Raw genomic sequence first — 22,001 nt, 5'->3', positions numbered from 1 at the left:
CGTCCTGCTGGAGCGGGTGGCGGCCGATACGGAGCGGCTGCTGGGCGGCGAGCACCCCCACACGCTCGCTATCCGCGAAATGTTGTCGCACTGGCGGTCAACATAAGACGGCTCTGACCAGCCACCGCGTTAATGAGACCCGTCGGATTTGGTCCCTACAGGTCGATCTGGATGTGTTCCACGTCGGTGAATTCGACGCCCAGGCCGTGGGCGCGGCGGTTGTTGTCGCGGAAGTACATCTGGGCGAGGCCGTCGGCCGCGATTTGCTGGAGCTGTTGTTCGGTGGCGCCCTGCTCGCGGGCGGTGAACAGGCGGTCCGCGAAGACGGGCGGCAGGGCCTGGGTGATGTCGCGGATGCGGGCGTCGTCGGTGGTGCCGGGTTCGGCGGTGAACCCGAACCGGGCGCGGGTGGACACGACCAGGCCGTCCGAGGCGGTCGCCTTCTTGCGGGCTTTCGCGCGGATCTGCGGCTGCCACCGCTTTTTGACCTCACGCTCGATGCGGTCCCGCAGGTCCCGGCGGGGCCGCTTGAACTTGCCCGCCACGTACCGCTCCACGGTGCGCTGGGAGATCCCGAGGGCCTGCGCGGCGGCCTTGGTGCCCTTGAGCTGCTTGACCAGGTACTTCATCTGCGCCTGGACGCTTTGCGGGATGCGGCGGGTGAACGCCCCCTCCAGCGCCTGGTCCAGGCTGTCCCCGAGCGAGTCGGCCATGGGTTACTCCCCTTCTCCGGCGCTCTGGTCGGTCTTGATGAGGTTGGAGATGTTGAAGACGCCGCGCTCCTCGAACTGCTGCTCTGCCCACAGGACGGTCTGGGTGCCCTGGTGCTTGACCATCCCGGGCGAGACCCCGAGCCGGAATGTGCCCGGCACGGGCTTGCCCTCGCCGGTGAGCGGCACGACGTCGAGCGGGGACGGGCCGGGCGAGGGGTAGACGATCGCGTCGGTGCCGATGGACGTCGGGTACAGGCCGGCCGCGGCCGCCGTCTTCATCAGTTTGCGGTGCAGGCCGACGCGCTGGTTGGCCAGCACGGCGGCACGGATGTCGGGCCGCCACGTCTCCCGCTTCAGCGCCGGGTACTGCTCGTAGTAGGGCACCTGGCCCCGGCTGCGCTGGCGCAGTTTCCCGATGCCGCCCTTCGCGGTCGCTTTGATCGCGGTCTCCAGCAGCGCCATCGTCGGGTCGGTCTGCTTGCGCCGTGCCATCGCGTTCAGGAAGTCCTGGCCGGTGAGGTCGGTGGTGACGCCGAGGTCGGCCATCGTGGCCACGTACGCGTCGCGCAGCCGCCTGTACCAGGCGTCCAGGTAGCGGCCGCTCCGGGTGCGCACGTACGCCTCGATCGGCGCGACGTCGAAGCCGAGCTCCACCGCGTAGGCGACGGTGGGCGTGGCGTACCAGGCCGGGCCCTCGGGCCTCTCGCCCCTGGGCATGAAGGGGCTGGGGAGCCGGTCGCCGTCGACGGTGCGACCGTTGACCTTCACGCGGGACAGGTCGACGTGGCTGAGGTCGACCAGCCACGAGCCGGGCAGCGCCGGGTCGAACGTCGAGTTGCCGCTCAGGCAGGTCGGCCCATTCAGTGTCGGGCCCCGAGTGAGTCCGGGTGCTGCGACCCAAGGCGATCGTCGACGGTGCGGGCGGCGTTCTGCCAGTCGGTGATCGCTCTCTCGGACATTCCGGCGTGCAAGAGGCTGGTGCCGGCATGGAAGAGCACTCTGCGCCCGTCCGGCCACCATGGGTGGGCCCCCGCCAGAGCGGTACGACGCCCGCCGGGAGCGCGAAAACGGCTACCCTGCGGCCCTGCGCCATGTCGGCAGCCACCTCTTGAGCGGCCTGCACCACTGTGTGGTGGCCAGCGTTCTCTACGACGAGTTTGCCATGTTCCCGGCACCGCCAGACTGACGGGCGGCCGGATCGACGCCTGCCGACACCACCAGCCTTGCGAGCCCTCAAGCGGAAAGGGCGCGCTCCGGCCGTCCGTCACCCTCGACGTCGACCGGGCCTGTCGACGGGCAGCCGACCCTAACCATCGCGGTACAACACGCACCACTACCACCAAGATCCGGACCATACGCGGGCCAACTCCCCACATTGAACCCGTCGGACCGACATCCTTGCTGGTCAGAAGGCTGTACCGCCAGTACCACTAGCAAACGAAGAATCTGCTGGCGGGTCTCCGCCTTCCCCACCAATACCAGTCACTCACCGTGCCTGAGACCGTGCCGCAGGTCGTCCGACTCCTCAGCGCATCCAGCGCGCCAGCACGGCCAACTCTGGGGAGAATCTGGGGAGTATGAGCGGCGCTGGGGAGCGCCTGGGGAGAATGGGCTGCATAACGCGGGACGAATCTGAAAGACACTGAAACATGCATCGGCGCAGGTCAGAAGCGCGGATATCCATATAGACGCAGGTCAGTGCGTCTAGGTAGGCAACTTCAAGAAGATCTCGTCCTGGGCCGCCATCCTGTTCGCACCGACCCTGGTCGGCACGATCTACGGCATGAACTTCGACCACATGCCGGAGTTGCACTGGGTACTCGGATACCCCTTCGCGGTCGCCCTGATGGCGGTTGTATGCACCAGCCTGTACGTCATCTTCAAGCGGCGGGACTGGCTCTGAGCAATCGGCTCACGAGTGCTCGCGCGCCGGGTTCGGCGGCGCGAGCACAGCCGCCACAGGCGCCGCTCAAACCGCTGGGGAGAATCTGGAGTACCCCGCCCTGGACGCGTCCGGACGGCCACCGCTTTCCTGACATGCCCTTGTCCCCTCGCGCTTGCGCGTCCAGGTAAGTCAGGCGACCCAAGAACCTCCCTCCGAGTTCCTCCCGGCTGAACCGGGAATACAGGCAGAGCGCCTCGTGGCGCACACGGATCTTTCCACGACCCGGCGGCGGGGCAGTGTCTGGATGCCCCGGACGTCGTCACTGCTGCGGACGCCGTCGGGCACGAGTCCGAGGTGCTGGCCGTCCCAGCCCTGGAGGTGGCCGCGGTGGCCGCCGTCGGCCCCTTCGAAAGCCGGCGAAAGTGGTGGCCGGCACTCCGCCCGCCATCACCCCGGCCGTCATCAGCACTGTTATGAAAACCCGCATGCCTAATCGAATTGGCACGCCGAAACCTTAGGAAATCGAGCAACCGTATGCGTAGAGCGCGGGAACGAACCGGTCTGGTTCCCGGGAACTATCCCCGCTGCTCCACGGCAAACATCAAGACGCGTTGTTCGTCTGCATATTGACTGCATATGGACAAGTGGCAGCCATGCCGGCACGAAACCCATCCGCCGTGGCACGAAGGGCAGCGGGCAGCGGGTGCCCTTACGGACGTACTCATCAATTGCGGCCTTCCCTTCACCCGGAAACGTGCGACCGGGAATTGTCAGGCAGGCCCTGGCCCCGCCGGTCAGCGGCTGTCCAGCCTCGTACAGAGCCAAGTACCTGATCCAGCCGAGCTCACTGTGTCGCCCTCATGGCGCGCAGGATGATCGGTCGGTGAAAGGCACCGGTCGCCTCGTCTGTCACCGTGGCGGTTGCATCAGGCCGGACTGGTAGGCGAAGGCGACGAGCTGCGCACGATCGCGGGCGCCCGTCTTGGTTTTGGCCCGCTGGACGTGGGTGCGGACGGTCAGGGGGCTGAGGAAGAGTGCGTCGGCGATCTCGTCGTTGGATTTGCCCTCCGCGACCACGGCCAGTACCTCGCGCTCTCGCGGAGTGAGGCTGCTGAATCGCTCGGGGGCAGGGGCGACGGAGCTGGGCACGGGCAGGGCGAGGAAACGGGTGATCAGTGAGCGGGTGGCTACGGGTGACAGCAGGGCGTCACCGGAGGCGACCGTGCGGATGCCGTCGAGGAAGGCGTCGGCGGTGGTGCTCTTGCCGAGGAAGCCGCTCGCACCCAGGTGCAGGGCCTGGGCGACGTGCTCGTCGGTCTGGAACGTGGTGAGGATGAGGACGCGTGTGTCCTGCAGCTCGCTCCGGTCGCAGATGGCGGCGGTCGCGGCCAGTCCGTCGGTGCCGGGCATTCGGATGTCCATCAGAACGACGTCCGGGCGGTGGAGGCCGGCCAGCGTGACGGCCTGCTGCCCGTCGGCGGCCTCGGCGACGACCTCCATGTCGTCACAGGAGTCGATCAGCACCCGGAAGGTCGCTCGCAGCAGGGCCTGGTCGTCGGCAATCAGTACGCGGATCGTCATGGAACGTGCTCTCTGGTCAGGTGCTGATGGGAAGTTCGGCCGTGACGGCGAAGCCGCCCTCCGGGCAGCGCCCCGCACGAAAGCTGCCCCCGGCGAACTGAGCACGTTCGCGCATGCTGATGAGACCGAAGCCTCCGCCGGGCGCCCGCGGGGGCGTGATCGGACTTCTGTCGTTGCTCACGGTGATCGTCAACTGCCCCCGGCCGTAGACGAGGCGGACATGTGCCGTGTTCACCGCGGCGTGTTTGGCAACGTTGGTGAGCGCTTCCTGCACTATCCGGAAGGCGGTCAGGTCCACCCCGGCCGACAGGGCCTTCACGGGGCCTTCGACGGCGATCGTGATGTGCAGTGCGGCGGCGGCGAAGGCCGCGACCAGGTCAGGGAGCCGGTCAAGTCCAGGTGCGGGGTTCAGCGATTCCTCGGCGGTCTCAGGCTGACGCAACAGGCCCACGGTTGCCTCAAGTTCGCGCAGCGCCGCCGTGGTCGTACCGGTGAGCTCGGTGAGGATGCGGCCGGTCTGCTCGGGACGAGTGGAGAACAGGTGGGCGGCTGTGCCGGCCTGGGCGTTGGCGAGGGCCATGTGGTGGGCCACCACATCGTGCAGTTCCCGGGCGATACGGACGCGCTCTTCGGTGACGCGGCGCTGTGCTTCCTCATGGCGGGTGCGTTCGGCGTCCTCGGCACGTGTACGGACGGTGTCCATGTACGCGCGGCGCGCTCGCACGGCCGATCCATGCAGGATGGGCAGCAGGATCCAGAAGGCCAGGCTCACCGCCTCGTTCGCCCAGGGCTCGTCCTCCGCATCCCAGCGCAGGGCAATGGGCACGAGGATGACGGCAACCAGGAGACCGTGGATACGGATGGCTCGCAGAGAGACCTGGAGAGTCAGTTCGTACAGGGCGACGATGACCGGGAGCAGCAGGAGTGGTCCGAAGGCGCTGCCCTGGGCACCTGCGACGGCGGTGCCGAGGGTGGTGAGGACGACTACGGCGCCGGGGCGTCGGCGGCGCGCCAGCAGGCTCGTACACGTGACTGCCGCGAGGGCGAAACCCGGCCACCACAGGGTGTCGTCGCCGGCCCGGCGGTACTGGTTACCGGTGGCCGCACATATCAACAGGAGGAAGGCCGCTTCGACCAGGCGGGGATGGCGATCGACGCGGCGTCGCAGACGGGTGACCATGGTTTCTCCGAGCAGTACCGTGACCGTGGGCTGAAGAAGTGGACGGAGCGGAGGCCGGTCCGGGCCGCTCTTGGACTGGAGTGGAGCGGCCCGGTCGGCATGTGCGTCAGACCGTCACGGAGGCCCGTGGATCGTCGGCGGGCAGATCATTCGGCGTGGAGACCCGCTGGGTGAGTGCTTCGCCCTCGACGTCGACACGGGGCATCAGCCGGTCCAGCCAGCGCGGCAGCCACCATGCCCGCTTGCCGAGGAGCGCCAGGACCGCGGGCACGAAGGCCATACGGACGACGAAGGCGTCGAAGAAGACGGCACTGGCCAGTCCGAAGCCGACCATCTTGACCAGGGATTCGCCGCCCGTCATGAACCCGCCGAACACCGCCATCATGATCAGCGCTGCTGCCCCCACGACCTGGGCGCTGTGCCGGAATCCGGTGACGATAGCGTGGTCGGCCCCTTCTCCGTGGATGTGCGCCTCCCGGATCCGGGAGACGAGGAAGACCTGGTAGTCCATGGCGAGGCCGAAGACGATACCCACCAGGAAGATGGGCATGGTGCTCATGATCGGGCCGGTTTCGTCGACGCCGAAGAGGCCGGCTCCGTGGCCCTGTTGGAAGACCGTGACGATCGCGCCGAGGGCCGCGCCGACGGACAGCAGGAAGCCGAGCGCGGCCTTGAGCGGCACCAGGATCGAACGGAAGACCAGGGCCAGGAGGAGGAAGGCGAGACCGACGACGACCGCGAGGTAGGGAATGAGGGCGTCCTGCATCTTCTGGCCCACGTCGATGTTCAGGGCGGTGGTGCCGGTGACCTTGAAGTCGGCGCCGGTGGAGGACTCCACCGCACTGCGTTCGCTGCGGATGGTGTGCACCAGGTCCTGCGTCTGCCTGCTGGTGGGTGCGGTTGAGGGGACAGCGGCGATCACCGCTGTGTCTTGGGCCTCGTTGAACCGTGCCGGGGAGACGGAGACAACTCCCTTGGTGCCGGTGAGCTTGTTGGAGACCGCTGTCACGGCCGCCTGCGGGTCCTTGGCCTCCTTGACGTCGACCACCACGGTCAGCGGGCCGTTGAAGCCGGGGCCGAAGCCCTCGGCGAGGGCGTCGTAGGCGCGGCGCTCGGTGGTCGCGGTCGACTTGGCCTCATCGCCAGGCATGCCCATCCGCAGGTCCAGCGACGGCACCGCGAGCGCCCCGAGACCGATCACCGACAGGAGCAGGACGGGCAGCGGGCGGCTCACCACGAACTGCGCCCAGCGAACACCCCAGGGGGCCTTCGTGGTGGTGCCGGCCGTCCTGGTCCTGCCGACGAGGCTGAGGATCTTGGTGCGGGAGCGACGTCCGCCCGTGCGGTCACGGCGCGAGAGCACCGCATTCGGCCAGAAACCCAGAAGTGCCGGCACCGCGGTCAGGGCGATCAGGACTCCGACCACGACGGCGCCTGCCGAGCCGACACCCATCTTGCTGAGCACCGGGACGCCGATGACGGAGAGACCCAGCAGAGCGATGACGACGGTGAGTCCGGCGAAGACGACCGCGCTTCCGGCCGTGCCCACGGCCAGGGCCGCGGACTCCTGCGGCTGGTGTCCCTTGGCCCGCTCCTCGCGGTAGCGCGAGACCACGAACAGGGAGTAGTCGATGCCGACGGCGAGGCCGAGCATCATCGCCAGTTCACCGACCGTCGAGGAGAATCCGAAGGCACTGCTCAAAGCGGTGATTCCGGCCAGGCTGATACTGACGCCGAGGATGGCGGTGAGCAGGGGGAGGCCGGCGGCGGCGAGTGAGCCGAAGGTGATCAGCAGAACCACTGCGGCGACGAGAACGCCGAGTACTTCACCCAAGCCCTGCGCGGCCTCGGTCTCCAGCGCGGAGCCGCCGACCTCGACGGTCAGGCCCGCGTCCCGGGCCTGCTCGACCGCCTTGGTCAGGTCCGTCTTGCTGGCGTCGGTGAGATCGTCGCCGACGACCTTGTAGGTGACGGTGGCGTACGCGGTCGACTCGTCCTTGCTGACCGCGTTCGTGTCGAAGGGGCCGGCCGCGTCGGCGACCTGCGGCCCGTCGGCCACCGCCGTGACGAGTTCATCGATGGCCGACCGGTCGGCGGCGGAGGTGACCTGCCCGCCGTGTTCCGCGACGAACACGATGCGGGCCTCCGCACCGTCCGCCTCGGCGCCCGGGAACCGCTCGTTGATCAGGTCGAATGCCTGCTGGGACTCGATGCCGGGCAGGGAGGACGAGTCCTCCGATGCCTCGGACGCGCTGGAGGCCCCGAGGAACACGGCAGCCAGTACGGCCACCCAGGCCAGCACCACGGTGCGGCGCCTTCGGAAGGCCCAGCGGCCCACCCGATGCAAGAAAGTCGCCATGAAAGACATCTCCATATCTGGATATCGGGAACGTCGTTCACCCTGCCGGGCCGGCCGCATTCGTGTCGTCGGCCGTATCGACGATCCCCCGTACTCAAAAACAAGTAGGGCTCGGCGGGGGTGTGATATCCCGCAGGTACTCCTCCTGCGATAAAAGGCAGGAGGCCGCACAGAACAGGACGGCGGCACACCTGGCGGCGCACGCCATCGGTTCTTTTGGAGGTGCTCGATGTGTCGGTTACCGCCCACTGGCCGCGACAGCGGACCGACGGGCTCGGGTGATCCTCAGGAATCGCCGACGGAGCTGTCGGAATACAACGGCAGCAGGACGCGGAACATGGCGCCCTCCCCGGGCTGAGAGCGCACCTCGACACGGCCTTGGTGAGCGGTCACCAGGGAGCGGACGATGGACAGACCAAGTCCGGCACCGCCGGTCTGTGTGCGGCCGCGGGCGGTGTCCGCACGGTAGAAGCGGTCGAAGACGTGAGTGACCTGTTCGGCTGTCATCCCTGGTCCCTCGTCGCTGAGTTCGAGGATGGCCTGGCCCCGCAGAGTGCCGACGCCGATACGTACCGGCGTGCCGGGCGGGGTGTGGGCGATGGCGTTGCCGACGAGGTTGGAGGTGACCTGTCGCAGGCGTGACTCGTCGCCCAGAACCGGGGCGCCACCGGGCGGGCCGCCGGCCGGGCCGGTCAGGGTGACAGGACGGTCGGGTGCCATGGCCCGCAGGTCGTGCAGGGCGTCGGCGGCCAGGGTGCGCAGGTCCATGGGAGTCAGGCGAAGGGTCAGATGCGCGTCAGCGGTGGCGTCTTCGTCGAGCCGGGCGAGCAGCAGCAGTTCCTCGACGATGCGGACCAGGCGGGCTGCTTCACGTTCGATACGGCTCATGGCAGCATCGACGTCCGCACGCTGGGGCATGCCGCCCATCCGGTACAGCTCGGTGAAGCCCTTGATCCCGAACAGCGGGGTGCGCAGTTCGTGGCTGGCGTCCGCGATGAAGGTACGCATGCGCGCGTTGGTGGCCGCGCGGGCGGCGTCGCCGGCTTCGATGCGGTCCAGCATGCCGTTGAGGGCGGCGGACAACCGGCCCAGTTCTGTGCGTAGGGTGGCCGGCTGCGGCACCCGGCTGGACAGGTCCCCGCCCGCGATGGCAGCTGCTGTCTTCTCCATGCGCCGCAGCGGCCGCAAGCCGGCCCGCACCGCGAACCAGGCGACGACGCCCAACCCGATGAGCACCACCGCATCGATCACCAGCATCCACACGCCCAGGTGCCGGATCGTCGTATGGACCGGAGCCAGGGAACCGGCCACGACGACGCTGCCGCCCTTGCCCGCCTCGACGTCCTGGCCCGGGGCCAAAGGAGTAGCGATGACACGCCACTCCTCGTCGTCGCCCTTGGCCGCCACCTGGAAGGGACGTTGTTCGCGGACGGCGACCGCCGCTGTGTCAAGGACGGGAAGACGTGGGGCGCTGTGCACGGCCGGACGCAGCGTACGCCGCAGTTGCCCGTCGGAATCGAGGTAGACGACGTAGACGTCGCCCGTCAGGTCGCGCTCCACTGCCTCGCGCAGCTCCGGTGCCGTCTCGCCGGGCACGTCCTCCAGGTTCGACAGCCGCGCCGCCGTCGCGCCAGCGGCGCGCAGCCGGTCTTCCAGTTGGTGCACCAGTTGCCGCTCCAGCAAGGTGACGAGTACGGCGTTGCTGGCCAGCAGGGCGGTGACGACCAGCAACAGCGTGATGGCCACGACCCGCCCGCGGAGCGACATCCGGCTGATCGGCCCGCGCGTGGAGGCGGTACTCATGCGCGGGACCTGCGCAGAACGTAGCCGGTCCCCCGCACCGTGTGGATCAGCTTCGGTTCTGCGATGTCGATCTTGCGGCGCAGGTAGCTGATGTAGGACGCGACGATGGAGTCGTCACCGTCGAAGTCGTAGTGCCAGACCTGGTCCAGAAGCTGATGCCTGGACAGGACCTGGCCCGCGTTTTCCATCAGCACGCGCAGCAGACTGAACTCGGTCGGAGACAGTTGCACGGGCCGGCCGCTGCGGGTCACCTGGTGGCTGCCGGGATCGAGCTCCAGGTCGTCCACCACCAGGAGCCCATCGGGCCGACGGCCGCTGGTTCGGCGCAGCACGGCCTGGATGCGCAGGATGAGTTCCTCCAGGTTGAAGGGCTTGGTGACGTAGTCGTCCCCGCCTGCCCGCAGACCGCTGATGCGGTCCTCCGCCGCGTCCCGGGCGGTCAGAAAGAGAATCGGCGGCTGCCCGGTTCCCAGACCGGAGGGGCCTTCACGCAGACGACGTGCCACCTCGAAGCCGTCGAGGTCGGGCAGCATCACATCCAGGACGATCAGGTCGGGTCGGTTGTCGCGGACCGCCTCCAGGGCCTGGCCGCCCGTCTGGGCCGCGGTCACCTCGAAGCCGGCCAGCCGCAAGCTGGCGGACAGCAGCTCACACAGCGTGGGCTCGTCCTCGACCAGCAGCAGTCGTTGTGTCGTCATCATGGCACCTGTCCCCGACCGATGATCTTCTGTCTTCACTGTGCCGTCCCGCTACGCGTCACGCTTGCGGAAGACAATGAACGCCGCCGCCATCAGAACCGCCACGGACCCCACCATGACACCCACCCCTGCCCAGGGACTCAGCAAGTCGGGGTCCTGATAGCTGGTGATGATCTGCCCGCCCGCGATCGGCGGCCAGTACTTCGACACCCAGTCACCCAGTTGTCCGGGCAGGGCCGGGGCGAATGCCTGAACAATCAGCATCACCCCGAACAGTGTGGTCACCGTTGCCGTCGTGGAGCGGATCACCGTGCCCAGAGCCAGTCCGAAGAGCCCGGCCAGTGCCAGGTACAAGCCACCACCAAAGATGCCGCGCAGCGCCACGCCGTCGGAGAGCGCCAGGTGCGGAGCGCCCGCCCCGGACAGCGACGCCTGCCCGACCAGAAACCCGGCCAGCGACACCGCGATCCCGACCGGGAGCGCCACGCCCACCAGCACCACAGCCTTGGATGCCAGCACCCGCGCCCGGTGTGGAACCCCGATCAGAGTGGGGACGATCGTTCGCGCGCCGTACTCAGAAGTGATGACCAGACCGCCCAGCAGACCGAGCGCGATCTGCGCGAGCAGGTAACCGCGCAGACTGGTGGCCAGCGGGTCGAACGACGCCTGGTCCGCGGGGCTCAGGTCCGCGAACTCGCTGCCTGCGGAGGAGCCGTTCAGCGCGGCGAGTCCGAGGCAGAACGCCAGGGTGCCCACGATCACGTACAACGTCGACCGCATCGTACGAATCTTGATCCACTCGGCGTGCAGGCAGTGCCAGAAGGTCACCCTCCGATCCTTCGCACGACGCGGTCGCGGCTGAAGTCGGAGCACGAGCGGGCGCCGGCGGGCTTTCGTCGCCCTGCCAGAGGTCTGCGTGGTCGAACATGTCATCGACTCGTCTCCCTCTCCGACTGGTATTCCACCGCATCCCGGGTCAGATCCATGAACGCCCTTTCCAACGACACCTGGCGCGGAGCAAGCTCATGCAGCTCCACTCCGTTGGCCGACGCCAACGCACCGATCTCGGCGGCCTCCAAGCCCGTCACCACCAGAGCGTCGCTGCTCTCAGTCCGCACCTCAACGGCTGCGCTGAGCATGCCGCGCAGTTCCTCGGCCTGGGGACTGCGGACGAAGACCTCACGCTCGGAGTGAGCCTCGATGAAGTCCTTCATCGAGGTGTCGGCGATCAGCCGTCCCCTGCCGATGACGATGAGGTGGTCGGCGGTCAGCTCCATCTCGCTCATCAGATGGCTCGACATCAAAACCGCGCGTCCTTCCGCCGCCATCCTCCGCATCAGCGAGCGGATCCACACGATGCCCTCCGGGTCCAGCCCGTTGAGCGGCTCGTCGAAGACCAGCACCGGAGGATCACCCAGCAGAGCCGCCGCGATCCCCATCCGCTGACGCATGCCGAGGGAGAACGTCCCCGCACGTCGGCGGCTCACGTTCGCCAAGCCGACTTCCGCCAGCACCGCCTTGACCCGGCTGCTCGGGATCCCGTTGCCGGCCGCCAGCGCCAGCAGATGGTGATAGGCGGTGCGGCTGGGCAGCACCGCGCCCGGGTCCAGGAGCGCCCCGACCTCCTTCAGCGGCGTGGGCTGCGCGACGTACGGCCGCCCACCCACAGTCGCGGTCCCGGAACTGGCGGCGTCCAGGCCCACGATCATCCGCAGGGTGGTCGACTTGCCGGCACCGTTGGGTCCCAGGAACCCCGTCACTTCCCCGGGCCGGACAGCGAACGTCAGATCGTCCACGGCCAGGACCTCGCCATAGCGTTTGGACAGGCCACGTACTTCGATCATCGAGACTCCAGACCGGCGGTGGTGCACGCGACCCTCGCGTGCACCACTCACTGTCCGCCGCCGCCGTGAACCGGATCTGGAAGAACATGAACGTCATATGGGAATGCCAAGCCTGTGACCTGGGAAGGCTCGGCAGGCTGCACCGGGGAGCCCTCTGACTCACATGAAACTCACATGCCGGCCTCCGGCCGGCCATGGAACGCAGGTGGCCTTGTTGACCGGCGAACACGAACCACTCAGCGTCACTACGGCAGGGCGCCGGCTGAGCCGTCCCCGCAGGTCGCCGCGTCCGGACAGCAGCCGTCCTTGGGAAGAATCTGGGGAGTAATCGCGGCCCTGGGGAGTCCGTGGGGAGACTGGACTTCCTAACGCCGCACGATCCCGAAAGACGCCGAAAGACGCGTCTGCGCGGCTCAGAGGCGATAGAAGTCGCATCGCTGCAGGTCACCACCCCTAGGCAGACGACTTCAAGAAGATCTCGTCCTGGGCCGCAATCCTCTTCGCGCCGACCCTGGTCGGCGCGAGCCGGAGGCCGCGGCTTCTGTTGGGAAGGCCGTGCAAAGGCCAGGACGAAGCTGGTCGAGTGTCGGAGTATGGGCAGTGGTATCGAGGGCCCGCCATGGGCTCCGCTGCGATTTCAGCAACAGGGGGAACGGAAATGCCTAAACGTATGACCACCATCCTCGTAGCCACCGCGGCCGTGGTGATGGGTGTGGCTCCGGCGGCGTCGGCGCTCCCACTGCCATGGGACAGCCACCGGGTTCAGCCCGCCGGTCACATTGACGGCGGCGTCGCACCCACCGGCCATCACGAGGGCAATAGCGCGCCTGCCGGTCAGCACGACGACTGAATCACCCCCGGAGTCCGCCATCTGCGGCCCCAGAGGCTCTCGGGAAGGCGCCGGTCACCTTGGCTCGCTCGCGGTCATCCTGCGACGGTGGCCGCGGCGTCGACGGCCGACAGGCGGCCGCCGTCCCGTGCACGCCGACCTCCGGCACATCAGCACAGGCATCACCCTCCACAGCACCACTCTTGAACCCGACGCCCCACGCTGAAAGGTGTGGACGACGAGGTCGTCGACGACCTCGTCGTAGCTCGGCGAGCGGGGTCTCGTCCTCTGTCCCTTCCTCGGGACCGTCCCGTCATCGCAGATAGTCGCCGGCCTCGGCTCCGAGGACGTTCAGCAGGGCGAGGGCTTCGGCGCTGCGGGATCCCTGCGGCGCGCTGTAGAGCACGAGGTTCTGGTCGCGGTCCGTGAGTGTGAGGGAGTCGCAGTCGACGGTGATCTCCCCGACGGCCGGGTGCCGGAAGGTCTTGGTGAGCATCGGCGCGGCGTGTACGTCATGCCGCTCCCAGAGCCGGGCGAATTCGGGGCTGGAGTCCCGGAGTTCGTCGACGAGTGCGGTCACCGCGGGGTCGGAAGGGTATCGGGCGAGGGCGGACCGGAGCCCCATGACGGCGTGGTGCCGGAACTCCGCGGTGTCGGCGACCCCGTACAGCGGCGCGTCGGCGCGGGCCGGCAGGAATGCCCGGCGTGCGAGATTGCGGTCCTCCGGGGCGAGTTCGGCGAAGTCCTCCATGAGCGCCGCCGCGAGGTCGTTCCACGCGAGTACCTCGAACACGGCGGAGGTCACGAAGGCGGCCGTCTGCGGCAGCCGCTCCAGGAGCGCGAGGATGCTCGGGCGGACGTCGCGCCGGTGCAGTGCGGTCCGGCTCGGCGCGGTGCCCGCGAGGACGTGGAGGTGGTCGGACTCGGCGTCCGTGAGCCGCAGCGCGCCCGCGATGCCGGCCAGGACCTCGCCCGACGGCCGTGGTGCCCGGCCCTGCTCCAGCCGGACGTAGTACTCCGTGGAGATGTGCGCGAGGACCGCCACCTCCTCGCGGCGAAGACCCGGTGTCCTGCGTCGCGGGCCCGAGGGGAGGCCGGCGTCCTCCGGCCGGAGCCGCTCGCGGCGGGTGCGCAGGAACGCCCCGAGCTCATGCTTGTCCATACCCCAAGTGTGCACGCCGCGCGGCGACGGATCCTGGTACCGCCTGTGCCTGAATGCGCTCCGAGGACCGAATGACACTGGCGGCATGACGAACACCATCGACACCGCACCCATCGGCCTGCTCACCGGCAAGGTCGTCTTCATCACCGGCGCCAGCCGCGGCATCGGCGCGGCCGCGGCCCGGCTCTTCGCGCAGGAGGGCGCCGCCGTCGTGCTCGCCGCCCGCAGCACCGACGCCCTCGACCGCGTCGTCACCGAGGTCCGCGCGGGCGGGGGCGTCGCCGACGCCGTCGCCCTGGACCTTGCCGACCGTGGCAGCGTCCGCGCCGCCGTCGACCGTGTCGAGGAACTGCATGGACGGCTCGACGGCGCCTTCAACAACGGTGCGGCCGGACAGCGGCAGCCCGGCCCGCTCGACGCCACGACCGACGAGGACATCGACGAGCAGTTCAACGTGAACTTCCGCTCGCACTGGACCGCCATGAACGCCGAGGCCGCACTCATGCGACGGAACGGGGGTGGGGCGATCGTCAACACCTCGAGCATCGGCAGCCGCCGTGCGAACCCCGCCCTTCCCGCATACGGCGCGATGAAGCGGGCGCTCAACAGCATCACCGAGACCGCCGCGGTGAGCTGGGCCCCTGACGGCATCCGGGTCAACGGCATCACCCCTGGCGGCACCGCCACAGAGATGATCGACGAATGGGAGGCGGCGACCCCCGGCATCGTCGGGCACATCACGGCGTCGATCCCGCTCGGACGGATGGCTGAGCCCCACGAGGTCGCGGAGGCGGCCGCGTGGCTGCTCAGCGACCGGGCGTCGATGGTGACCGGCGCGATCGTGCCGGTCGACGGCGGTGCGGGCGCCTGACAGACAGGCCCTGGCCGTGGCAGGAGGCCCTTGTCCGCCGACCTCGGCAACGACCCCGTACTGGACTTCCCGGAGCACCGCCCGCCCCGGCGGGCCGCCGCGAAACTCTTCAGGGTGCGGGGTCGGCGACGAGTTCGATCTCGAAGCGGTCGCGGTTTTCGAGGCAGGCGGCATAGGTGACGGGGCCGCCGGCGTGGGGGTGGCGGTCGGCGAAGAGGAGCTGCCAGCTGCCGCCGCCGAGAGCCTTCTCGGTCAGGATCACCCGAGTACGTCGGCCGGGTGATCCTGCGGGCCCTGCGCACCGGCGAGGAGCGGATCGACATTCCACACGGCCCTGAGCAACCGGAGTTCCCTCTGGCCGGCTGAGCCCCGTCTCGCAGGTCGGCTGAGCGGCGGTTCTCGGTCCAGGAGCGACGGCTACGGCCAGACCGGCGCGCAGGCGGTACTGCACTCCCGCCGGACGCCGCTGTCCACGCTGCTGGTCCTTGCCCGGCCCCACGCCGTCGGCCGGAATCGGAATTCGCCATCGCCACAACCCGCCCGGTCGAGTGCGCCCGCGGCCAGCGTTGAACGCCTGCTCTCGCTGCGACCCGGAGCTGACCGGGATGGCTGCTGCCCAACTCGACGCTCTGGTCGGTGCGTTGATCCAGGCACGAGTGCCGGGGGGCGAGCCCCGACGGACGCGAGGCGCGGGTGCCAAGGGCAGGCGCGAGCGTTCGCACGGGCGCCCGGTGTCTCGGCCGCGATCAGGTAGGCCGGGACGCCTTCAGCTACGTGCCGGGCCGGGTTCCCTCCAAGCTCCGTCCGTGGGGCGACACGCAGGTCGCTGCGGCGGGTGGGCCGGCGTGCGCGATGCACGAGGCCACCCGGGCAGTGATCTCCCTGGTCGACACCGGGCCGAGTGTCACCACGACTTGGGACCCGACGACGCCGTATTCGCAGGACGGGACACCGGTCGCCTTCATCGATCTCGACATGGCCCAACCGGGGAGCCCACTGGACGATGTGAGCTATCCGGCCTGGCTTTGGTGCGTGCCCCAAAAGGAGAACACGCCCTCGGTGGACGTCCAGGCTGCTCAGATTCGGGTGCCGGCCGACGCCTATGGTCTGGTGGATCCTGCGCGTGGCGGGATCGGGGCCATGGCTGCAAGGTCAGGGTTTGTAGCCGCGACAGCGCGTGGCTGACAGGATCTGAGGCTTCGAGCGCGAGGAGGCACGAGGATGAACCATCGGGACCGCGTGACAGCCCGATCCGTAGCTCGCCACTGGGCACAGTGGCTGTTCGGAATGGTCGCCATCGGTGCCTTCACGCTGTTGGGCCTGGTGGCGCTGACGCACGGACCAGAGTCGTTCATCTTCTTCCTCAAGCGAGGCAGCCTGTCGCCGTTCATCGCGATCTTCGTCGTAGCGACGTCGGCATGGCTGCTGCTCCTGATGGCTGGAGCGCGCACCGATCGACACGAAACGGCCTGAGGCCTGAGCTGTCCGCGGACGACGAGATGATCTCTTCTGATTCCATCCGATTCCGACTGAGCAATACATTGCTTCAGGATTTCAGGCGCAGCTCACTGGACCGCCTGCGGAAATCCGTTGGCAGTGAGGCGTCGGATCATGTCCGTGTACGCGGACCCGGCCCCCGGTCGTACGTCACTCGGACCGGGGCGCGGCCACTATCGGGTGCGGTGCCCCGCGGCCCACTCCGTCAGGGAGAGCAAGGTGGCCTCCGCGCTGTTCGCCATGTGGTCCCGCAGGGCGTGGAGGTCTTCGGGTGTGTCGCCCAGGACCGGGTCGGTCCGCAGCAGGCGCCAGGTCTGCTCGACGACGCTCCCGGTGCCCTGCTTGTGGAAGTGCCAGCCCCAGCGGACGATGCCGTGCTCGGCTCCGCCGACGACGAAGGCGAACGCGGAACCCGGATCCGCCTGGACCACTTCGGAGTGGGTGACCCATTCGCGTCCGTCGCGGCGATTGCGTCCGCTGAACCGTGCGCCGACCCAAGGGCCCTCTCCCGGCTCGTAGCTCACGGCGCTGGCGCTCGGGCTCCATGTCTCGATCAGGGACACGTCGCTGATCAGTTGGTATACGGAGTCCGGCGTCAGGTCGACCCAGCACCGCCTGGTGAAGGCGAAGGGTGTCAGATCGAGGCCGGCCAGCGAGTCGTGCGAAGCGGGGCGGGTGTTCTCGGACGTGGTGGTGGTCACCGGGTCTCCTGGAGGTGATGGCGACAGATGGGGTGTACGCCCCTCACCCTGAGGGCCGGTGCGGGGAGCAGCCAGACCCTGTGAATCCGTACCCCAGCAGGGTGAGGCGCGGTTCGGCGGTGCCGCGCATACTCCGTTTCATGAACAAGCACGGGCAGTTGGCCGACTTCCTCCAGGCACGTCGGGGCCTTCTGCATCCCGAGGACGTGGGGTTGCGGACCTACGGCGAGCGGCGCCGGGTGCCGGGGCTGCGGCGGGAGGAGCTGGCGATGCTCGCGGGCATCAGCGCGCCGTACTACGCCCGGCTCGAACAGGGTCAGTCACGCAACGCCTCGCGTGAGGTACTCGATGCCATCGCGACCGCCCTGCGTCTGGACGAGTCCGAGCGGGCCCATCTGCACGAGCTGGCCCGTGCGCCGAAGCGGGGGAAAGCCGCACCACGCCCCCGCCCCGAGCACATCACCCCGGCCACCGGCGCGTTGCTGGCGGCTCTCGAAGGCACCCCCGCCATCGTCATGGGCCTCCGCAGCGACGTTCTGGCCTGGAACACACAGGGTCACGCGTTGTTCGCCGGTCATCTCGACCCGGGCAGCCCCGACGAACCCGGGCAACGGCCGAACATGGCCGAGCTGGTGTTCCTCGACGCCCACACCCGCGACCTCTATACCGACTGGCCCGCCAAGGCCAGGTCCGTGGTCGGCAACCTGCGCATCACCGCCGGCCGGTACCCGCAGGACCCTCTGCTGGCCGGGCTCATCGGCGAACTGATCATGCGCAGCCCGGAGTTCGCCGGCATGTGGGCCGATCACCGGGTCCTGGCCTGCGATGCCGCCGACTACGAGATGCACCACCCCACGGTCGGAACCCTGACCGTCACCCAGCAGACGCTCCGGAGTCCGCAAGGCGGCGGGGGGTCCGTGGTGATCACCACGGCCGCCCCGGGGTCGCCCTCCGCGACCTCCCTGAAGCTGCTCGCCCACGGCGCCGCGCCTCGGGAAACGGTCTCCCCGCGCGAGGACGCTGACGCGGGGACCCCCACCGCCTGAACCCTCCTCGCCCACCCCTCTCGACGCCGCCCTCTCAACCACCAGTCACCAATCACCACGGCATCGCCGCAGCGCGGCTTCAGCCTGCCCAGAACCGGCAAATCAGCGAACCAACCAGCCAACCAGTGAAGTGAAGGAACCCCCGTGTCCCACCGAATCACCCGACGAAGCAGCAAGATCATCACTGCGGTCGCCCTGCTGGCCGCCACCACGTCCGCCGCGCTCCTGTCCGCCCCATCGGCACCGGCGGCACCGGCGGCACCGGCGACGACCCACGCCGCATCGCCCGCCCACAGCACCGCGGTTGCTCCGGGCCTCCTGAGCGACGTTCGCATCGCCGAGCACTTCGACCTGGCGGCCGGCCAGATGCCGGAGAACATCGCCCTGCTGCCCGACGGCACGGCCCACGTCACGTTCGCCGGCAGCCGCCAAGTCGCCCAGATCTCCCCTCGGGGCGACACCCGCATCCTGGCGACCCTGCCCGCGCCCGCCGACGGCGGAGTCAAGACACCCGTCCTCGGCTTCCCGCTGACCACCGGCATCGTCCACGCCGACGGCGCCACGTACGTGCTGTACGCGACCGGCACCGCCGACCTGACGGGCCTGTGGCGGCTGACCCCCGGCAAGGCCCCCCAGCGCATCACCGCGCTGCCCGCGAACGGCCTGCCCAACGGTCTGGCGCTGGACCCGCACTCCGAGCGGCTCTACATCACCGACTCGGTGCTCGGCACCGTGTCGACCGTCCCCCTCTCCGGAGGCCGGCCCACCACCTGGTCGACCGCGTCCGAGCTCGCCTCGACCGGCTTCCTCGGAGCCAACGGCGCGAAGGTGCACAACGGTGCGCTGTGGGTGACCAACCTCGACGAGGGCACCCTCCTGCGCATCCCGATCCACCCCGGGAACCGGGCGGGCGCACCGCGGGTGACGGCAACGGGCCTGACCGGCATCGACGACTTCGCCTTCACCGGTCGAGGCAACGAGGTGCTCGCCACCCTCAACGGCCCCAGCGAGGTCGTGAGCATCCAGCCCGACGGCACCAGCACCACCGTCCTGGACGCCGCCGACGGACTGCAGAACCCCACCTCCGTCGCCCTGCGCGGCAAGGAGGTGTACGTCCTCAGCGCCGCCTACACCACGCAGCAGGACCCCAACCTCCTGCGCGCCCGCCTGAACGGCCACCACCGCTGATACACGCCCGGCACCCGAGCGGCCCGGACGAACCAATGACAGACGACACAGGAGCACCGTCATGAGCGACATCACTCTCGGCGACGTCGAGATAACAAGGGTCGAGGAACTGCACGGGCCGGTCGGTATGACCCCGGACGTCTTCTTCCCCGCATCACCGAAGCAGGAGTGGGACAGGCACCGTTCCGTCGTCGTCCCGGACTTCCTCGACGAGGAGACCGGCATCTGCCGGGTCGCCGTGCAGACCTGGTTGCTGCGCAGCGAGGGCAGGACGATCCTGATCGACACCGGGGTCGGCAACCACAAGGAACGCCCCTACGCACCGGTCTGGAGCCACCTGGAGCTGGACTTCCTCGGCAATCTCGCGCGGGCCGGCGTACAGCCCGACGACGTCGACATCGTGATCAACACCCACCTCCACGTCGATCACGTCGGCTGGAACACCCGTCTGGAGGGCCAGACCTGGGTTCCGACCTTCCGCAACGCCTCGTACCTGATGCCCAAAGCGGACTTCGAGTTCTGGAACCCGGCCGACAACCCCAAGATCGCCGGCGGAGTCAACCAGAACGTCTTCGAGGACAGCGTCGCACCGGTACACGCGGCCGGCCAGGTCACGCTCTGGGAATCGAGCCTGCGCATCGACGCCAATCTCACTCTGGAGGCCGCACCCGGCCACACCCCGGGGTCGAGCGTCGTGATGCTGGCCTCCGGCACCGAGCGCGCCGTCTTCGCGGGCGACCTGCTGCACTCCCCCTTCCAGATCATGCAGCCCGAACACAACAGCTGCTTCTGCGAGGACGCCCACGCCTCCCGCAAGACCCGGCAGGAGATTCTCGGCTGGGCCGCCGACTCCAACGCGCTGGTCCTGCCCGCCCACTTCGCCGGCCACGGCGCGCTGGAAGTGGAGCGCAACGGCAGCGCGTTCGGCGTCAAGCGGTGGGCCTCGTTCGACCGGCTCTGACCGCTGCGCGGACCCCGGCTCTCCGGCCTGTGCCGGAGAGCCGGGGTCCGGCCCGGGGTCCGGGCGCCACTTCGCTCCGGACACCTTCGCCCCAACCGCCCGACCGCTCAACCACTCAACCGCGCCCAACCGCCCACCCGGGCCCGAGGAAAGGAACCGTCGTGAGCCACGACACCGATCCCGTCGTCACCACCGCTCAAGGGGCGGTCCGCGGTCTGCGCCAGGACACCACCACCGCCTTCCTGAACATCCCCTACGCCGCTCCGCCCCTCGGCACCGGCCGGTTCGCCCCGCCGCGGCCGCACGCACCGTGGGACGGCGTGCGCGACGCCACCGTGCCGGGGCCCAACGCGCCTCAGTCCGAGCGCAAGCTCGGCGCGGTCGACATGTCCCCCTACTTCGGTGCCGGCTGGAGCCGAGGAGCGGACTACCTCACCGTCGACGTCCGGCAGCCCGCCGCCATGGACGAGGACCTGCCTGTCGAGGACCTGCCTGTCATGGTCTTCGTCCACGGCGGCGGATTCGTCGCCGGGTCGACCCGGTCCCCGCTGTACGACGGCTCCGGCTTCGCCCGGCACGGCGTCGTCCTCGTCACCCTCAACTACCGTCTCGGCATCCCGGGGTTCCTCGACCTCCCCGGAGCGCCCGCCAATCGGGGCCTGCTCGACGTGCTGGCCGCGCTGCGCTGGGTGCGGGAGAACATCGCCGCCTTCGGCGGTGACCCGGGCAACGTCACGCTCTTCGGTCAGTCGGCCGGGGCCACCATCGTCGGCGGCGTCCTCGCCACCCCCGAGGCCACAGGCCTCGTCCACCGGGCGATCGTCCAAAGTGGCAGCGGACTGGGCGCGTTCACCCCTGAGCAGGCCCGCCGTGTCACACGGTCGGCGGCCGACACCCTGGGGATCGAACCGCACGCCGACGCGTTCGCGGGCATCTCCGACGAGCGCCTGGTCGAGGCCGCGGGCCGGCTCGCCGGCATCGACCTGCGGACCCGGACGCACTTCGACCCCCTTGTCGGGCTCAGCCCCTTCAGCCTGGTCCTTGAGACACAGCCCGCCGAATCTGTCGCCGCCGGACCGGGGCCGGACGTCGACCTGCTCATCGGAACCAACACGGAGGAGGGAAACCTCTACCTCGTCCCGGTGGGGAACTACACCGCGTCGACGGCGGCCGACGTCGACGCGGTGGCGGCGCGCTCGCACCCGGACCCCGCGCGGCTCATCGAGACGTACCGCACGTCCCGGCCCCAGGCCTCCTTCGGTGAGCTGAGGTCCGCGATCATGGGTGATGCCCTGTTCGGCGCGGGCACCCGGGCGTTGGCCGACGCGCATGCCGCACGCCGCGGGTCCCGCACTTTCGGCTACGAGTTCGCGTGGCGCTCCCTGGCCGTGGGAGGCGAACTCGGTGCCACCCACACGATGGAGCTTCCCTTCGTCTTCGACCGTACGCACCTTCCCCGGCTGCACGGCCCCGACGGCCTCCTCGGCCCGCGGCGGCCTCCCGCGGATCTCGCCGCACGGGTACAGGGGGCGTGGATCCGGTTCGCCCGGACCGGCAACCCCGGCTGGGAGCCGTACACCCGCGAGCGCCGGACCACCATGCGCATCGACACCGAGTGGACCCAGGTCGACGCCCCCCGCAGCCGGGAACGGCAGGCCTGGAGCGGGCCAGGCCGTTGACCGG

18 protein-coding genes and 2 pseudogenes are annotated in these 22,001 nt (G+C 69.3%); 8 read left to right on the top strand and 12 right to left on the bottom strand.

Annotated features, from left to right (window positions below):
- Window positions 1-155 precede the first annotated feature (155 nt).
- Both tpg and ACLVWQ_RS39110 read right to left on the bottom strand, forming a co-directional pair.
- Window positions 156-713 (bottom strand): telomere-protecting terminal protein Tpg, encoded by a 558-nt coding sequence (gene tpg, locus ACLVWQ_RS39115; protein WP_414114083.1) that lies wholly within the window; start codon window positions 711-713, stop codon window positions 156-158.
- Between the two features lie 3 nt (window positions 714-716).
- A pseudogene (locus ACLVWQ_RS39110) lies at window positions 717-1,604 on the bottom strand (transcriptional regulator); the annotation flags it as partial.
- Window positions 1,605-2,433: 829 nt separating this feature from the next.
- On the opposite strand from ACLVWQ_RS39110, the pseudogene ACLVWQ_RS39105 reads away from it, so the two are divergent.
- A pseudogene (locus ACLVWQ_RS39105) lies at window positions 2,434-2,616 on the top strand (CorA family divalent cation transporter); the annotation flags it as partial.
- An 891-nt stretch (window positions 2,617-3,507) separates the two neighbouring features.
- On the opposite strand, the gene ACLVWQ_RS39100 reads toward ACLVWQ_RS39105, so the two are convergent.
- The 8 genes from ACLVWQ_RS39100 to ACLVWQ_RS39065 all read right to left on the bottom strand — a co-directional run bounded on the left by ACLVWQ_RS39100 (window position 3,508) and on the right by ACLVWQ_RS39065 (window position 14,054).
- Window positions 3,508-4,179 (bottom strand): response regulator, encoded by a 672-nt coding sequence (locus ACLVWQ_RS39100; protein WP_414114082.1) that lies wholly within the window; start codon window positions 4,177-4,179, stop codon window positions 3,508-3,510.
- A gap of 16 nt (window positions 4,180-4,195) precedes the next feature.
- On the bottom strand, window positions 4,196-5,359 hold the full coding sequence (locus ACLVWQ_RS39095) for a sensor histidine kinase (protein WP_414114081.1): 1,164 nt from the start codon (window positions 5,357-5,359) through the stop codon (window positions 4,196-4,198).
- A gap of 106 nt (window positions 5,360-5,465) precedes the next feature.
- Window positions 5,466-7,718, bottom strand: coding sequence for an MMPL family transporter (locus ACLVWQ_RS39090; protein ID WP_414114080.1), 2,253 nt, complete (start codon window positions 7,716-7,718; stop codon window positions 5,466-5,468).
- 285 nt (window positions 7,719-8,003) lie between these two features.
- On the bottom strand, window positions 8,004-9,521 hold the full coding sequence (locus ACLVWQ_RS39085) for an ATP-binding protein (protein WP_414114079.1): 1,518 nt from the start codon (window positions 9,519-9,521) through the stop codon (window positions 8,004-8,006).
- A complete protein-coding gene (locus ACLVWQ_RS39080) occupies window positions 9,518-10,222 on the bottom strand; it encodes a response regulator transcription factor (RefSeq protein WP_414114078.1) in 705 nt (234 codons plus the stop codon). The genes ACLVWQ_RS39085 and ACLVWQ_RS39080 overlap by 4 nt, the downstream gene beginning before the upstream one ends.
- A 48-nt stretch (window positions 10,223-10,270) precedes the next feature.
- Window positions 10,271-11,047 carry an ABC transporter permease gene (locus ACLVWQ_RS39075; protein ID WP_414114077.1) on the bottom strand — a complete coding sequence of 259 codons (777 nt, stop codon included), beginning with the start codon at window positions 11,045-11,047 and terminating at the stop codon, window positions 10,271-10,273.
- A 101-nt stretch (window positions 11,048-11,148) separates the two neighbouring features.
- Complete coding sequence (locus ACLVWQ_RS39070; RefSeq protein WP_414114076.1) at window positions 11,149-12,063, bottom strand: ABC transporter ATP-binding protein; 915 nt, start codon at window positions 12,061-12,063, stop codon at window positions 11,149-11,151.
- 1,142 nt (window positions 12,064-13,205) lie between these two features.
- On the bottom strand, window positions 13,206-14,054 hold the full coding sequence (locus ACLVWQ_RS39065) for a helix-turn-helix transcriptional regulator (protein ID WP_414114075.1): 849 nt from the start codon (window positions 14,052-14,054) through the stop codon (window positions 13,206-13,208).
- An 85-nt stretch (window positions 14,055-14,139) separates the two neighbouring features.
- Here ACLVWQ_RS39065 and ACLVWQ_RS39060 point away from each other — a divergent pair, with 85 nt between their 5' ends.
- On the top strand, window positions 14,140-14,925 hold the full coding sequence (locus ACLVWQ_RS39060) for an SDR family NAD(P)-dependent oxidoreductase (RefSeq protein WP_414114074.1): 786 nt from the start codon (window positions 14,140-14,142) through the stop codon (window positions 14,923-14,925).
- Between the two features lie 109 nt (window positions 14,926-15,034).
- On the opposite strand, the gene ACLVWQ_RS39055 is transcribed toward ACLVWQ_RS39060, so the two are convergent.
- The gene (locus tag ACLVWQ_RS39055) at window positions 15,035-15,187 is read right to left on the bottom strand and encodes a hypothetical protein (RefSeq protein WP_414114073.1); all 153 of its coding nucleotides are present in this window, start codon (window positions 15,185-15,187) and stop codon (window positions 15,035-15,037) included.
- Between the two features lie 590 nt (window positions 15,188-15,777).
- On the opposite strand from ACLVWQ_RS39055, the gene ACLVWQ_RS39050 reads away from it, so the two are divergent.
- Both ACLVWQ_RS39050 and ACLVWQ_RS39045 read left to right on the top strand, forming a co-directional pair.
- The gene (locus ACLVWQ_RS39050) at window positions 15,778-16,110 is read left to right on the top strand and encodes a hypothetical protein (RefSeq protein ID WP_414114072.1); all 333 of its coding nucleotides are present in this window, start codon (window positions 15,778-15,780) and stop codon (window positions 16,108-16,110) included.
- A 36-nt stretch (window positions 16,111-16,146) separates the two neighbouring features.
- Window positions 16,147-16,398: a hypothetical protein gene (locus tag ACLVWQ_RS39045; RefSeq protein WP_414114071.1), complete on the top strand. Its 252-nt coding sequence runs from the start codon at window positions 16,147-16,149 to the stop codon at window positions 16,396-16,398.
- A 197-nt stretch (window positions 16,399-16,595) separates the two neighbouring features.
- Here ACLVWQ_RS39045 and ACLVWQ_RS39040 read toward each other — a convergent pair whose 3' ends face one another.
- Window positions 16,596-17,123 (bottom strand): SRPBCC family protein, encoded by a 528-nt coding sequence (locus ACLVWQ_RS39040; protein ID WP_414114070.1) that lies wholly within the window; start codon window positions 17,121-17,123, stop codon window positions 16,596-16,598.
- 140 nt (window positions 17,124-17,263) lie between these two features.
- On the opposite strand from ACLVWQ_RS39040, the gene ACLVWQ_RS39035 reads away from it, so the two are divergent.
- From ACLVWQ_RS39035 to ACLVWQ_RS39020, 4 genes are all read left to right on the top strand, one after another.
- Window positions 17,264-18,169, top strand: coding sequence for a helix-turn-helix domain-containing protein (locus ACLVWQ_RS39035; protein WP_414114069.1), 906 nt, complete (start codon window positions 17,264-17,266; stop codon window positions 18,167-18,169).
- A 180-nt stretch (window positions 18,170-18,349) separates the two neighbouring features.
- Window positions 18,350-19,357 carry a hypothetical protein gene (locus ACLVWQ_RS39030; protein WP_414114085.1) on the top strand — a complete coding sequence of 336 codons (1,008 nt, stop codon included), beginning with the start codon at window positions 18,350-18,352 and terminating at the stop codon, window positions 19,355-19,357.
- A 61-nt stretch (window positions 19,358-19,418) separates the two neighbouring features.
- Window positions 19,419-20,318 carry an MBL fold metallo-hydrolase gene (locus ACLVWQ_RS39025; protein ID WP_414114068.1) on the top strand — a complete coding sequence of 300 codons (900 nt, stop codon included), beginning with the start codon at window positions 19,419-19,421 and terminating at the stop codon, window positions 20,316-20,318.
- Between the two features lie 161 nt (window positions 20,319-20,479).
- Window positions 20,480-21,997 carry a carboxylesterase/lipase family protein gene (locus ACLVWQ_RS39020; protein WP_414114067.1) on the top strand — a complete coding sequence of 506 codons (1,518 nt, stop codon included), beginning with the start codon at window positions 20,480-20,482 and terminating at the stop codon, window positions 21,995-21,997.
- Window positions 21,998-22,001 lie beyond the last annotated feature (4 nt).

This window comes from Streptomyces sp. CWNU-52B (assembly GCF_047444975.1).
GTDB lineage: Bacteria > Actinomycetota > Actinomycetes > Streptomycetales > Streptomycetaceae > Streptomyces.
The sequence above is the reverse complement of the archived record's forward strand: the minus strand, read 5'-3'. Positions and strand labels throughout refer to the sequence as shown.